Origin of the sequence: Gallintestinimicrobium sp., assembly GCF_046968865.1 — a bacterium.
Taxonomy (GTDB): Bacteria; Bacillota; Clostridia; order Lachnospirales; family Lachnospiraceae; genus Gallintestinimicrobium; species Gallintestinimicrobium propionicum.
Genome location: NZ_JBKVPW010000008.1, coordinates 28,197 through 41,884, shown reverse-complemented (window position 1 = coordinate 41,884; position 13,688 = coordinate 28,197). Strand labels below are relative to the sequence as shown.

Here is a 13,688-nt window from a genome sequence, read left to right as displayed (position 1 = left end):
TTTTGTTCAAAATGTAACTGTTCCGTACCCTCACAGTTACGTGCAAAAATCCATTCCAAATCGGCTGTGCCGATAGGATTTTTGCCTTCCAGTTTAAGTTCTCTTACGGTCAGCGCAGTAAATGCGCAGACCTACTGCTCTTTTTGTTCAAAATCTTCAATGATCTGCGTAATCAGCTTCACGGTTCCATCAATACCAAGGATCGAGCTGTTTAAACAGAAGTCGTAGCTGTCTGCGCGTCCCCACTTTTTGGAGGAATAATAGTTGTAGTAACTCTGACGCTGTTTATCCTTCTTGACCATCATGTCTCTTGCCTTGGACTCGTTTAAATCAGGATATTTCTTCACCAGACGTTTGATCTTCGTCTCTTCGTCCGCATAGATGAAGAAATGCAGGCAGTTTTTCATGTCGTGCAGCGCATAATCTGCGCAGCGGCCAACCAATACGCACGGACCCTCTTTTGCGATGCTCTTGATCGCATCAAACTGTGCCAGAAAAACTTTATGGCTAATCGGCATATCCATAAAGGTGGATGTATTGTAGCCGAAAGAATAAGTATCCATGACCAGATTGTAAAGGAAAGAGTTGGTCGGACGTTCATCATGTGTCTTAATCATCTCTTCGCAAAATCCGCTGTCCTTGGCGGCTCTGGATAACAGCTCCTTGTCATAACATTTGATGCCGAAATGCTCCGCAAGCTTTTCCCCGATCTCACGGCCACCGGAACCAAACTGACGTCCAATCGTAATCACTGTATTCATAGCATCACCCTCTCTTCGTTGTTGATACTGTTATTATATACAATTCCCACGAAGAATTCAACTATTTTTTCGTCGTTTCCACCACAATCAACTGATAGGGATGCAGAATCAGGTTGTCACCAATTCTCGTCACCTGCGGCAGATTGACAAAAACCACTTCCTCATAATCCTCTTTTAAGGTCAGGAAACGCTCTGCAGAGCTTTCATTGCAGATTACAGTCAGACACTGCTTACCGAGCGTTCTCTTAAATGCAAAAATCCTTTCCTGATCCTCGTACATCGGTTCGAACGTACCATAAGTCAGCAAATCACGGTATTCCTCCGACTTACGGAAGCACAGCAAGCGCCTGTAAAAATTCAATACAGAACCGTATTCCTTTTCCTGCCGCGCCACATTGATCTCAGGATAATTCGGATTGACCTTCAGCCAGGGCTTTCCGGTTGTAAAACCAGCATTTTCCGCGTCACTCCATTGCATCGGTGTTCTGGCGTTATCACGACTTTCCCGTGCACAGCCAGCAAACGCCTTTTCTTCCGGGAATCCACAGGCAACTGCATAACGATAGTTGTCCAGCGTCATGATATCATCAATGTCTTCCAATTCGAAGGGACAGTTTGTCATGCCGATTTCCTGTCCCTGATATAAAAACGGCATACCGCGCTGCAGTACCTGCAGACCGGCAAGCGCCGATATGCTGGCAAAGCCGTAATCCTCGTCCGGGATATAGATCGTCGCACCACGCGCCATATCATGATTTTCGATAATATTTGCCTCAAATGCAATATCTCCAAGCAGCTTCTGGTTGACAAACACATCCCTCTTCCATTCGTCCGGATTCATGTTCCGGTCAAACTCACACTGACAGGTTCCTTTTTTGTAGCTTTGGATCGGATCAAAGGCAAACATCGTGGAAAAATATCCGTCCTCTCCGATAAATTCTTCCAGCTGCTCCCTGTCGACCTCGAACACCTCTCCGACCGTAAACGCATCGTGGGGCGCAAAGCAGCGTTCCTTTAATTCTCTTAAAAAGACGCCAATGCCATTTTTCGTCCCGCCGTCGCGCTTCTGCATCCGGGTGATGCTGTTGGTTAAAAAGCCTCTGCCGTCCGGCCCGTCCACCGGAAGATCTTCCCAGGTCAGGTCTTTTTTTATGTTGATGATCGCGTCAATCCGGAAGCCTGCGATGCCGCGGTCAAGCCACCAGTTGACCATCTTGTAGATTTCCTCTCGCAGGGCAGGATTTTCCCAGTTTAAATCCGGCTGCTCTTTGGCATAGGCATGGTAATAATATAAATTCTCCTGTCCGGGCAGCTTTTCCCAAACACTGCCGCCAAAATAGCTGCGCCAGTTGTTGGGCTCTTTTCCGTCTTTTCCCTCTTTCAGGTAAAAATAATCGCCATAAGGACCTTTAGGATCTGCAATCGCTTTCCGGAACCAGGCATGCTGATCGGAGCAATGATTGACCACAAGATCCATGATGATCGAGATGTTTTTCTTTTTGGCTTCTGCGATCAGACGATCCATATCCTCCAGCGTACCAAACCGCGGGTCGATATTCTCATAATCGGAAATATCATATCCATTATCCACCATCGGGGACGGATAGACCGGAGAAAGCCATAAAATATCAACGCCGAGCTGTTCCAGATAAGGAAGCTTCTCGATCACACCGGTGAGATCTCCGACACCATCCCCATTTGTGTCTAAAAAGCTCTTCGGGTAAATCTGATATCCAATCTTTTCATGCCACCATTTTTTCTTCATTTGTCCTCATCCTCCTGTTTCGGATCGTTTTTATTCCAAAGCTCTGCTCCCTCTGTAAAGAAAAATGCCGCCATCTGGGAACGGGAAGAAAATTCCTGCGTTTCCAAAAGCGCTTTTACTTCCTCCCGGCTGTAAAAACGTGCGGAAATTTCTTCGTTGTCAGACGTATGGTCTGAAAAAACTCCGTCTGCCTCTACAAAGGCGATATAGGTTTTCGTATCGGAAAAACCGACTGCAGAATAGGAGGGCGGCAGGATCTTCAGCATTTTTTTCACCGAAAGTCCTGTTTCCTCATACAGCTCCCTGCGAATACATTCCTCGATCGTTTCCCCTTTTTCCTGCATTCCGGCGCATAGGTTGAAAATCGCTTTATTGATACTCATGCGAAACTCCCTTAAAAGAAGCATTTTCCCATCCTGGAATGCTACAATAGAGACACCGCTTGCCCGTCTGCCAAGATCCTGCACATCTTCCAGCTCTTTTCGGCTGACGATTTCGTAGGTTTTTAATTTGCCTGCTTTATTTTCATAGGACAGCTCATAATTTTTCAGATATTTGCCGTCCCGCACCTTTTTCATGCCAAGAAATTTCATGCCTTTTCCCTGCCTGTCTGATCGATTTCAGTTATCGCTGTACCCCTGTGGGTTTCAGCCCCTTTAACTGCTCTGCCAGTGTGCCTTTGATCTTTTTGCGTGTCAGCTCCACCAGTCCAAGAGCAGTGATGTCCACGACGCGAACCGGGACCGGATCCTCTTTACAAAGGCTGCGCAGCTCCTCCAACAATTCTTTTGCCGCCTGCCGGTCCTTCTGATTGATAAAGTCTATCAAAATAATACCGGAAAGATTGCGCAGCCGGATCTGCCGCGCTGTTTCCTGCGCCGCTTCTCGATTGATCAGGGCAAAGGTTTCTTCCACATTTTTGGAACCGTCATATTTTCCTGTATTGACATCGATCACCGTAAGCGCTTCTGTTGGTTCGATGACCAGATATCCGCCGGATTTTAGCCAGACGCGCTTCAAAAGCGCTTCTTCCAGCTTCCCGGCAAGCCCATAGAGTGCAAACAGGTTCGGTCGGCTGTCTCTGTAGAACGAAATTTCCGGACATTTCGTGCCTCCCGGCAGCTCCTGAGTTCTTTTGCCGAACCGCTCTACGGAATCCGCTGCAGCGGCAGGCAATTTTTTCTCTATACCGGATGCACCGCTGCCGTACAAGTCCTCCAGCGCGGTATAGACGAGCGTTTCATCTGTCACGATCTTATCCGGCAGCTGCTTATGTGAAAGGAGCTCTATCAGCCAGCCGGGGCGTTCCTCCGAAATCATGGAAAAGACCGTCCGGCTTCTGCCGACGCTTAAAAGCTTCTGCGCCTTTTCGAGAAGAGCGTTTGCCTCGCGTAAAAGGGCTGTATCCACAGCATCCCCCGCCGCAGTCCGCACCACCAGTGTCATTCCATCCGGAACGGTTACACTTTGCAGCACTTCCCGGAAATGATCTGCCGTCTCTTTTGGGAGCTGCTTGGAATACCGCACGCCGTGTCCGCCGTCCAGAACGACTGCTGCCAGCCGCCCCTCCAGGCTGATCTTCGCTGTCAGGGCAGGCTCTTTTGTCTTTAATGCATCGCGCATCACCTGCACCAAAATCTCATCGCCTGCCAGCAGTCTGCCATCCCAGCGGCGATTCGTCAGCACCGGAGCCTGTGCTTCTTTGAAAGGCAGGTAACAGGTCTGTCCACCGGCGATCTCCACAAATGCAGCGTCAATATTTTTTACCACATGCTTGACTTTTCCGACGTAAATATTTCCCAGAAGCGACCGTCCCTCCAGATGGGGATGAACCTCTGTCAGTTTGTCCTTTTCCAAATAAAAGGAAGTTAAAACCGGTTCTGTATGTTCCTTTAAAACCGCTCTTGTGATCACGCATACACTGCTCAAAATGCTTCTCCTATCGCATCCAGCGGAACAAAGGAAGGCTCTTCTTTCGTTCCCGTATTCATCCAGGTTTCCATGCGCACGGTCTGCAGCTCAATCTTTGACGCCTCCAGACCTGCGAGGGAAAGGACTGCATCCGTTACGAACTCCGGACGGATATTTCCGCCGCTGCTTGCATCTACCATAAATACCAACGCGCCGTCGTCGATGTGACAGTCATAAATACCGGACCGAATATCGACCTCTGCCGTGCTGCGCTTGGTTTCCTTTGTAATCCAGAGTTCCTTTTTGGAAAGCAGCCCGTCCACCGCGCCCTGACAGCCTGCAAAGCTCTTTTCGGGATCTTTAAATGCTACTGCATAGGTTGCCGCAGCGACGCTCGCCATCGCGTTTCCCGCCTTTTCCGGCAGCATCTTTACACTCAGGATATCGATTCCGTAAGGACATGCCTCCTGCAGGCGCTCCTTAAAATCCTCTGCGCCATCAGACGAAGCGATTTCCACGTCCATATATTCGCCCACGCTGCACAGTCCGACACCCAGTGGCGCAGCAAAGCTCATGACCTGATGCGGATTAAATCCATGTGTATACACAACATCCAGTCCGGCTCTGCGGATCGCCTTCTGGAAAAAACGCAGCACATCCAGATGTCCGGTAAAGCGCAGCGGACCATATTTTGCAAATTTTACACGTACCATCATACCGCATCCCCTCCTCTTTGTTCGAAACAGATTCCGCCGCCGAAGCGCGCAGCGCCGCAGCCCTGACACTGCATCTTACAGTTGGGCGTTACGACAGCCTCCGCCGCACGTTTCCATTCCCGCAAAAGGAAGGCTCTGTTTACGCCGCAGTCCAGGAAATCCCATGGGAAAACTTCCTCATCGCTGCGCGTTCTTGTCGTATAAAAGTCCATATCGACATTGCACTCCTGAAAGCAGTCCACCCAGGTCTGATACTTGAAATATTCGCCCCAGGCATCGTAAATACAGCCTTTTTCATACGCCTTTAAAATCACGTCGGCAACCTTTCTGTCGCCGCGGGCAAACACGCCCTCTAAAACGCTGACGTCCGCCTCATGCCAATTGTATTTGATCCGCTTCTGGTTAAGCTGTTCACGCACCGCCTGCTTGGTCAGCGCTGCCTTATCCAAAAACTGTTCCTTTGTACACATCGGTGCCCACTGAAAGGGAGTGAACGGCTTCGGGATAAAGAAGGATGTACTGGAAACGATCTGTACCGGCCCGTTTCTCTTTTCTTTTGGAACAACCTCATAATAAAGGGCTGCAATCTTATTGGACAGCTCTGCGATCCCACGGATATCTTCTTCTGTTTCAAAGGGCAGCCCGAGCATGAAATACAGCTTCACGCGGCTCCATCCGCCCTCAAATGCAAGTCCTGCGCCCTTTAAAATCACTTCTTCGGTCAGTCCCTTGTTGATGACGTTTCTCAGACGCTGACTTCCTGCTTCCGGTGCAAAGGTCAGGCTGCTCTTTTTGACGTCCTGTACCTTTCCCATAACGTCTAAAGAAAACGCATCAATTCGCAGAGAAGGCAGGGAAATATTCACTTTTTTCTCCTGACAGGTCGTCATCAGGAAGTCTACCAGCTCTTCCAGATGGGAATAGTCGCTGGAACTCAAGGAGCTCAAGGAAATTTCTTCCTGACCGGTGCTGTCCAGCATCGTCGTCGCGTAATGCTTGAGGGTCTCGAGGCTCTTTTCGCGTACCGGACGATACAGCTGCCCTGCCTGACAGAAACGACAGCCGCGGATACAGCCGCGCTGAATTTCCAAAACGACACGATCCTGTGTCGCACGGATAAACGGAACCACCGGTTTCTCCGGATACGGCGCATTGTCGAGATCCATCACGATTTCCTTTGTAATCTTTGCCGGAACACCCTCCTTGGTCGGGACAAAAGATGCGATCGTCCCGTCCTCTTTATAGGATACTTCATACAGGGACGGCACGTACATGCCGGGCACTTCCCTCGCCGCGCGCAGAAGAAATTCCTGACGGCTGCCGCCTTTTTCTTTTACTTCTTTATAGACGTCCAGCAGCTTCCGGTACGCAGTTTCTCCCTCTCCGATGTAGAAGAGATCAAAAAATTCCGCGATCGGTTCCGGATTGTAGCTGCAGGGTCCGCCGCCAATCACGATCGGATCTTCTTCGGTACGGTCTTTTGCAAGCAGCGGAATCCCGGACAGATCCAGCACCTGCAGGACGTTTGTATAACACATTTCGTACTGCAGCGTGATGCCTAAAAAGTCAAAATTTTTCACCGGCTCCTGAGATTCCAGGGCAAACAGCGGAATTTTTTTCTCGCGCATGATTTTATCCAGATCCAGCCACGGCGAATAAACCCGCTCACACCACACATCGTCATAACGGTTGAACATATCGTAGAGAATCTGGATGCCGAGGTGAGACATGCCGATCTCGTAGACGTCCGGAAAACACATGGCAAACCGGACCATTCCCGGTGTAAGTGTTTTCATGACGGAATTGACCTCCCCACCGACATAACGCGCAGGAGAAGAAACACTCATCAGGATGTCATCCCCGAGAGCAAGCTTTCGCTCTCTGCCATTTGAAAGTTCTTCTGCACCGATACAGCGCTGTGCCAGCTGCCGTGCCGAAAGCCCTTCAATATTTGATGTTAATCTTTTCATTTTTCCCTGTTTCCTTACCATTTTTTATCTGCTGCCGGTGTGGCTTTAAAATATTCGGTACGGGTTGCTTCCCGCAGCCAGAACATAGAGCCCCGATAGCGCAGACTTTTCCCATTTTGAAAATGGACATTATGGTATGATTATAGGGTATTTCCGGCTTCGTTGCAAGGCTAATGCAGTGCCTCCACCGTAGAATTTCCCATTACAGAAGTTTCCAGCTGCCTGCTTATCACGGCAACTGCACTCTGCCCCTTCCAGTCAATCTGATTTTTATCCAGATAGATAACGCCCGCAAACAGCATCAGGCTGACTGCCAGCCGCAGCCCAAACATAGGCCCCTTATGCCCCTGCTCCCGGATTCTGTCATATTCTGCCAGTTCCAAACCATCGTCTCCATACAGCATTTCACTGTTTTTACCCGTTCCGTACAAAATGTCTTCCCGATTTTTTACCTTCATCCGGTTTAAATTCTGTTCCTGCCGAAGGTATCTGGTCAGCTCCAGCTTTCTTTCCGCATCTTCCATCTTGTCCATCCTTTCCATTTTGTAGTTTACATAATATTTTTATGTAAACTACTATAGTGTAGTTTCCTATTCATCTGTATGATGGCGTATCTGAAAAAATAATCTGCAAAACCTGAAAATACATGTACTGGAAGTATTCTATTGTCCTAAAACAAAAACGAGCGCCAACCCTTTTGCTTTCAAAGGATTTGACGCCCGGTCTTTTCTCTTTTTTTATCTAAATTGAATGCGCAGACGCACCTGCCGCGCTACGCTGCTTCCCTATACATTTTTATCGGTTTGCCAGCTCTGTCGTGACCTCTTCCCAGGTCACGCCTTTTTCTGCCATCAGCACCATCATATGGTACAGGAAATCAGCGATTTCATATTTGATTTCGTTCGGATTGGGGTTTTTTGCTGCGATGACGATTTCTGTCGCCTCTTCCCCGACTTTCTTTAAGATCTTGTCAATGCCTTTATCAAACAGATAGTTGGTATAGGAGCCTTCCTTGGGATGCTCCTTACGGTCCTCGATCACCGAAAATACCTCTTCAAAGACCTTCATCGGATTGTGCGCTTCCTGCTTGCTGCTGCGGTTCTGGATTTCGTTAAAGAAACAGCTGTAGGAACCGGTGTGGCATGCCGCGCCGACCTGTGTTACTTTTGCAAGGATTGTATCCAGGTCGCAGTCCGCGGTCAAAGAATGCACATACTGATAGTGTCCGCTGGTTTCTCCCTTTAACCAGAGCTCTCTGCGGCTTCTGCTGTAATAAGTCATACGTCCGGTGCGCAGCGTCTGATTGTAGGCTTCTTCGTTCATATAGGCAACCATCAGCACGGCATCGGTTTTCACATCCTGTACAACCACCGGAACCAAACCGTCTGGTCCCTTTTTCAGATCGGAAAAGGCATAGGCCGCCCCTCTGTCCTCTACCGGAATTTTATTTTCCCGGCAAAGGGCTTTGATCGCGGAAATCTCTGTTATGTTTTCATTGACCAACTTACCGGAAATACCGCTGATATTGGCATAGGAAAGCACCTCGATGAGCTTTTCCAGGGAAACCTCCGGCAAAAAGGTTACCACCGGAACCGGAGACATCAGCGCAGCCTCCGCCGTTGCACCGGGACAGAACAAAAATACGTTGGAGGTATATTCCTTTAGCAGCTCCTTTTCCTGTTCCAGAAGCGAAATATCTGCAACGCCTGCTGCGATTTTTTCTTTGCCAAATTTCAGGGAGACCTCTTTTGTCAGCTCCAGCTGCACCGGATCGGCATAATCCAGCATCACCTGCTGGCAGCCTGCATATAACAGTTTTTTCACATCCTCCATTCGGAAAATGTGTCCGCTTCCAATTACCGGAACCGCTGTATTCTGACAGATTTCCCGCAGAACGTCCAGATCCTTTTCATGCTCTGCATCATTCTCCGAAAGCAGACCGACATAAATTGCATCGCATTCGTTTTCGCTGTAGCTCTCCGCCAGCGCGACCGGCGTTTCCTCGATTCTGCATGTGCCCTCTCTGTCCTGATACGCGACCTCATTTTTGAGGTACATGCATGCCATAAATTTTTTTGTATTCATTCTGATCCTCATTTCCAGACAGCTGTTCTGCATCCGGTCTGGTTCAGCCAGACGACTGCCCGATATGTATTCTGTATGTTACAGGCTTCCCTTTGTGGAAAGCACGCCGTCTAACCTCGGTTCGTTGGATACTGCCATATCAAGTGCCTTGGAAAACGCCTTAAACATCGCCTCTGCAACATGATGTCCGTTGATGCCGTCCAATACCTTGATATGCAGGTTCATACCTGCACTGTAGGAAACGGCATAGAAAAACTCCCGGATCAGCTGAGTATCCAGCCCGCCGATCATCGGAACATTAAATTCGTAATCAAAATTGAAATAGGGACGTCCGCACAGATCCACTGCGCACGCAACCAGCGCGTCATCCATCGGCAGCAGAAAATATCCGTAACGTTTGATTCCTTTTTTGTCTCCGACTGCCTCAGCGATCGCCTGCCCGAATACGATTCCCGTATCCTCTACGGTATGATGTCCGTCCACAAACAGATCTCCGTCCACTTTTACAGACAAATCAAAAAATCCATGCCGTGCAAAGCCGTCCAGCATATGGTCGAAAAATCCGATGCCGGTATCAATATCAGCGCTGCCGGTGCCGTCTAAGGAAAGTGTCAGTGCAATTCTGGTTTCTTTTGTATCGCGTTTTATACTCGCCGTTCTTTCCATCATCAGTCCTCCTTTTCAAAACGGACACGGATGGAATTGGCATGCGCCGTCAGTCCCTCATTTTCTGCAAAGCACTCAATATCCTGATGGATCTTTTCCAGCGCCGGTCTGGAATATGAAATGATGCTCGTCTTTTTCAAAAAATCATCTACATTTAACGGGGAGAAAAATCGTGCCGTACCATTTGTCGGAAGCACATGGTTTGGACCTGCAAAATAGTCCCCCAAAGGCTCGGAGGAATACTCCCCAAGGAAGATCGCTCCGGCATTACGGATTTTTGTCATCATGGCAAAGGGATCCTTCGTCAGGATTTCCAGATGCTCCGAAGCAATCTCATTGGCAGTGTCCGCTGCCTCATCCAGAGAATCTACCAGCAGAATATAGCCATAATTGTCGAGGGATTTTTCGATGATCTCGCGTCTTGACAGGTTTGCAACGAACCTGTCCACTTCAACAGAAACCTGATCCGCTAAAGTCTTACTGGTGGTGATTAAAATGGCACTGGCCAGCTCGTCATGCTCTGCCTGGGACAACAGGTCTGCCGCCACATAACGGGGATTTGCCGTTTCATCTGCGATCACCAGAATTTCACTGGGTCCTGCGATGGAATCGATGCTCACATAGCCGAAGCATGCTTTCTTTGCCAGGGCGACAAAAATATTTCCGGGGCCGGTGATTTTATCTACCTTCGGGATGCTCTGTGTGCCAAATGCCATGGCTGCGATGGCCTGTGCGCCGCCGACCTTATAGATCTCATCCACACCGGCGATATGTGCAGCAACCAATGTACCAGGATTGACCTTTCCGTCTGCTCCGGGAGGGGTTGTCATGATGATACGCTCCACGCCCGCAACCTTTGCCGGAAGCACGTTCATCAGTACGCTGGAGGGATACGCAGCCTTTCCACCGGGCACATAAACGCCGGCAATCGCGATGGGCAGAATCTTCATGCCGAGGATCGTCCCGTCCGGTTTTGGGTCAAACCAGCTGTTTCTCAGCTGCTTTTCGTGGAATGTACGGATATTTGCCGCACTTTTTTTCATAACCTCCACAAAGTCTGCATCCACCTTCTGATATGCCTCGTCGATTTCTTCCCTGGTTACGCGGATGTGGGCTGCATCCATTTTGCAGTGGTCAAACTTCTCTGTATAGGAAAAGAGCGCCTCGTCGCCGCCTTTTTTCACCGTTTCAATAATTTCCGCCACAGCACTTTCGTACTGTCCGTAGTGGTTCGGGCTTCTCTGAAGCAGATCCTCCAAAAGTCCTTTCTTGCTTTCTGCCGTCAATTTGACAATTCTCATCGGTTTTCCTCATTTCCGCCGCCTTGGCTTATGCTTCCTCCAGCTGTTTACGCAGCCTTAAAATAATCTCCCGGATCCGTTCCGATTCCATTTGCATGCTTACCTGATTGACGATTACGCGCGCAGACAGCTCGCAGATTTCCTCCAGCACGCCCAATCCGTTTTCCCGCAGGGTCGAACCGGTTTCCACGATATCGACAATGACATCGGACAATCCCACAATGGGACCCAATTCAACAGAACCGTTTAATTTGATGATGTCAACCGTCTGATGCTTTTTATTGTAAAAATAGTCCTTTGCGATCACCGGATATTTGCTTGCTACACGGATTCTCTCATGATGCTGCAAAAGCTCCCGCGCCGATTCCGGACCGCAAACGCACATCCGGCATTTGCCAAAGCCAAGATCCAGCACTTCATAAACCCGTCTTCCCTCTTCCAGCAAAATATCCTTACCGGTCACACCGATATCTGCGGCTCCGTATTCCACATAGGTTGGCACATCCGGTCCCTTTGCCAGGAAAAATTTCAGTTTTAATTCTTCATTGACAAAAACAAGCTTCCTGCTGTTTTTATCCTTCATCTCTTCACAGGTAATTCCAACCTGCTCCAAAAGAGACAGCGTTTTGTCTGCCAGACGCCCTTTTGTCAGGGCGAAGGTCAGGTATCTATCTTCTGCCATTTTCATGTCCCCTATTTGGTGTTCTAACATCGTGCACTCTATGATTTCAACTGCTCGCAGCTTCCGTCTGCATGAATGAGCATCGCCTCTCTGCGAAGTCTTCCTCTCAAATCTGCCCGCCTGCAGTCCTGCTTACAGGAAACAGGGATCAGCTCTGCAGAAACACCTGAAAGCCGCAGCTGATTTGCCTTTTTCAGTGCTGCATCATAGCTGTCCGGCGTATAAAACAAAAGACAGCCATCCAGACCGGTATGCGGCTTCTTATTTTGTCTCGAAAGGGCTTCCAGAACATCATCCACAACGACGACAAATCCGATCGCAGGTGCATTTTTCCCAAAATAGGAAAGCAGCTTATCATAGCGTCCGCCTGTCACGATGGCATCTCCGACACCATAGGTATATCCCTTAAAGATCACACCGGTATAATAATTGTACTGATTTAACAGCCCGAGATCAAAGGAGACATATTTTTCTGTTCCGTATTTTTTGAGCACCTCATAAAGTGCCTCCAGGCGTTCAATCGCCTGCAGGGAACGTTCATTATCCACCTGCATTTTCGCACTTTCCAGATCCTGCGTCCCTTTGACAAGATCCGCAAGCCCCAAAAGCACCTGTGCATAATCCTTGCGCACTCTTTGTTCCTCTAAAAGCTCCTGGGCACCGAAATAGTTCTTGGCGGAAATAAAGTCGCGCAGCTTTAATTCCACTTCTTCGTTTAAGCCTGCCTGTGCGCAGATCCCCTTAAAATATTCCACCTCGCCCACTGTGATCTGCAGGTCGGTCAGACCGCAGTTTTTCAATGCTTCGACGACAAGGCTGATCATCTCGGCATCTGCCTCCACAGATGGTTCCAGCATCAGCTCCGCGCCCATCTGGGTTACTTCTTTTAATTTGCCCTGCAGGTTCGACGTATTCGTAAACGTGCTTCCGCTGTAGGTAAAACGAAGCGGTGCGGTCTCATCCATAAAATATTTTGCGGCGCATCTGGCACAGGACGGCGTAAAGTCCGGACGAAGCGCCAGGGTATTGCCTTCCTTATCGAAAAATTTATACAGCTGGGAAGACGGCGTCGTGCCGATCTCCTTACTGTAAACATCAAAAAATTCAAACGTCGGGGTCTGAATATCCTGATACCCGTACAAATGGATCGTATCATGCAGCTTTTTCTCCACAAAAAGCTTACGCGCATATTCTTCTCCGTAAACATCCCTTACACCCTCCGGTGTATGAAGCAAGGATTTATTCATCGTTGGATCTCCTTTGCACTTTATCGTGCTACCGTATTAGCATATGAAATCCTGTATAGAATATCAGATTTTCAAAATGCTGTCAACTCAAGTTCTTTGCCGTCCAGCACACATTTTATCAGCTCGTCGCTGTCATATTCCAGTTTCAGGGAAAAAAACGGACGGTTTTCCTGCAAAAGCTGAAAAAATACGCGGTCACCTTCCCACAGATTTAAGCTTTCCAGCTCTTTTATCAAAACCCATTCCAAATCACCCTCCGAGCAGTTATAATCCAGGGTTCCCTCCCAGCCATCTGCTGTATACAGGCACATGTACTGTGTTTCCACATCCTTTAACGCAAACGTTACGATTCCTCGAAACCGATAGGAGGTCAGTGTCAGACCGGTTTCTTCCTTTACTTCCCGAAGCAGGCAGTCCTCCGGACTTTCATAGGCGAGTGCATGTCCACCGACACCGATCCATTTGTCCTGATTGACGTCATTCTTTTTTTTGACACGATGCAGCATCAGATAGCTGTCGTCTTTTTCCAGATAACACAGCGTCGTCATTGTCCCGATCAGGGAATTTCTTTCTTCTCTGTTCAT

General features: G+C 48.7%; 13 protein-coding genes. All 13 read right to left on the bottom strand.

The features are described 5' to 3' along the window. Positions 1 to 131: 131 nt before the first annotated feature. The 13 genes from ACLTOQ_RS08535 to ACLTOQ_RS08475 all read right to left on the bottom strand — a co-directional run bounded on the left by ACLTOQ_RS08535 (position 132) and on the right by ACLTOQ_RS08475 (position 13,688). A complete protein-coding gene (locus ACLTOQ_RS08535) occupies positions 132 to 761 on the bottom strand; it encodes an AAA family ATPase (protein WP_262584692.1) in 630 nt (209 codons plus the stop codon). A gap of 61 nt (positions 762 to 822) precedes the next feature. Then, positions 823 to 2,526 (bottom strand): glycoside hydrolase family 13 protein, encoded by a 1,704-nt coding sequence (locus ACLTOQ_RS08530; RefSeq protein ID WP_021914903.1) that lies wholly within the window; start codon positions 2,524 to 2,526, stop codon positions 823 to 825. Beyond that, positions 2,523 to 3,119, bottom strand: coding sequence for an NUDIX hydrolase (locus ACLTOQ_RS08525; protein WP_021914904.1), 597 nt, complete (start codon positions 3,117 to 3,119; stop codon positions 2,523 to 2,525). The genes ACLTOQ_RS08530 and ACLTOQ_RS08525 overlap by 4 nt, the downstream gene beginning before the upstream one ends. 31 nt (positions 3,120 to 3,150) lie before the next feature. After that, positions 3,151 to 4,455 (bottom strand): ribonuclease E/G, encoded by a 1,305-nt coding sequence (locus tag ACLTOQ_RS08520; RefSeq protein ID WP_412319254.1) that lies wholly within the window; start codon positions 4,453 to 4,455, stop codon positions 3,151 to 3,153. Next, entirely contained in the window at positions 4,452 to 5,153 is a 702-nt protein-coding gene (locus ACLTOQ_RS08515) for a TIGR03936 family radical SAM-associated protein (RefSeq protein ID WP_117959773.1), read from the bottom strand. Before ACLTOQ_RS08515 ends, ACLTOQ_RS08520 begins: the two co-directional genes overlap by 4 nt. Then, positions 5,150 to 7,000: a TIGR03960 family B12-binding radical SAM protein gene (locus tag ACLTOQ_RS08510; RefSeq protein ID WP_262584869.1), complete on the bottom strand. Its 1,851-nt coding sequence runs from the start codon at positions 6,998 to 7,000 to the stop codon at positions 5,150 to 5,152. The genes ACLTOQ_RS08515 and ACLTOQ_RS08510 overlap by 4 nt, the downstream gene beginning before the upstream one ends. 293 nt (positions 7,001 to 7,293) lie before the next feature. After that, positions 7,294 to 7,647, bottom strand: coding sequence for a hypothetical protein (locus ACLTOQ_RS08505; RefSeq protein ID WP_412286929.1), 354 nt, complete (start codon positions 7,645 to 7,647; stop codon positions 7,294 to 7,296). Between the two features lie 271 nt (positions 7,648 to 7,918). Further along, on the bottom strand, positions 7,919 to 9,208 hold the full coding sequence (gene hisIE, locus ACLTOQ_RS08500) for a bifunctional phosphoribosyl-AMP cyclohydrolase/phosphoribosyl-ATP diphosphatase HisIE (RefSeq protein WP_412319253.1): 1,290 nt from the start codon (positions 9,206 to 9,208) through the stop codon (positions 7,919 to 7,921). A gap of 78 nt (positions 9,209 to 9,286) precedes the next feature. Continuing rightward, entirely contained in the window at positions 9,287 to 9,877 is a 591-nt protein-coding gene (gene hisB / locus ACLTOQ_RS08495) for an imidazoleglycerol-phosphate dehydratase HisB (protein WP_412279867.1), read from the bottom strand. Continuing rightward, positions 9,877 to 11,175 carry a histidinol dehydrogenase gene (hisD, locus tag ACLTOQ_RS08490; RefSeq protein ID WP_412319252.1) on the bottom strand — a complete coding sequence of 433 codons (1,299 nt, stop codon included), beginning with the start codon at positions 11,173 to 11,175 and terminating at the stop codon, positions 9,877 to 9,879. The genes hisB and hisD overlap by 1 nt, the downstream gene beginning before the upstream one ends. A gap of 28 nt (positions 11,176 to 11,203) precedes the next feature. After that, the gene (gene hisG, locus ACLTOQ_RS08485) at positions 11,204 to 11,857 is read right to left on the bottom strand and encodes an ATP phosphoribosyltransferase (protein WP_117959778.1); all 654 of its coding nucleotides are present in this window, start codon (positions 11,855 to 11,857) and stop codon (positions 11,204 to 11,206) included. Positions 11,858 to 11,895: 38 nt separating this feature from the next. Continuing rightward, entirely contained in the window at positions 11,896 to 13,104 is a 1,209-nt protein-coding gene (gene hisZ / locus ACLTOQ_RS08480; protein WP_117959779.1) for an ATP phosphoribosyltransferase regulatory subunit, read from the bottom strand. Positions 13,105 to 13,175: 71 nt separating this feature from the next. Next, positions 13,176 to 13,688, bottom strand: a complete 513-nt coding sequence (locus tag ACLTOQ_RS08475; protein ID WP_412319251.1) for an NUDIX hydrolase — start codon at positions 13,686 to 13,688, stop codon at positions 13,176 to 13,178.

Bases quoted from the DNA above. Each gene is read 5' to 3' on its own strand.
- hisIE (WP_412319253.1), bottom strand. From the start codon at position 9,208: ATGAATACAAAAAAATTTATGGCATGCATGTACCTCAAAAATGAGGTC.
- ACLTOQ_RS08535 (WP_262584692.1), bottom strand. From the start codon at position 761: ATGAATACAGTGATTACGATTGGACGTCAGTTTGGTTCCGGTGGCCGT.
- ACLTOQ_RS08525 (WP_021914904.1), bottom strand. From the start codon at position 3,119: ATGAAATTTCTTGGCATGAAAAAGGTGCGGGACGGCAAATATCTGAAA.
- ACLTOQ_RS08475 (WP_412319251.1), bottom strand. From the start codon at position 13,688: ATGAACAGAGAAGAAAGAAATTCCCTGATCGGGACAATGACGACGCTG.
- ACLTOQ_RS08515 (WP_117959773.1), bottom strand. From the start codon at position 5,153: ATGATGGTACGTGTAAAATTTGCAAAATATGGTCCGCTGCGCTTTACC.
- ACLTOQ_RS08505 (WP_412286929.1), bottom strand. From the start codon at position 7,647: ATGGAAGATGCGGAAAGAAAGCTGGAGCTGACCAGATACCTTCGGCAG.
- hisB (WP_412279867.1), bottom strand. From the start codon at position 9,877: ATGATGGAAAGAACGGCGAGTATAAAACGCGATACAAAAGAAACCAGA.
- ACLTOQ_RS08530 (WP_021914903.1), bottom strand. From the start codon at position 2,526: ATGAAGAAAAAATGGTGGCATGAAAAGATTGGATATCAGATTTACCCG.
- hisZ (WP_117959779.1), bottom strand. From the start codon at position 13,104: ATGAATAAATCCTTGCTTCATACACCGGAGGGTGTAAGGGATGTTTAC.
- hisD (WP_412319252.1), bottom strand. From the start codon at position 11,175: ATGAGAATTGTCAAATTGACGGCAGAAAGCAAGAAAGGACTTTTGGAG.
- hisG (WP_117959778.1), bottom strand. From the start codon at position 11,857: ATGGCAGAAGATAGATACCTGACCTTCGCCCTGACAAAAGGGCGTCTG.
- ACLTOQ_RS08510 (WP_262584869.1), bottom strand. From the start codon at position 7,000: ATGAGTGTTTCTTCTCCTGCGCGTTATGTCGGTGGGGAGGTCAATTCC.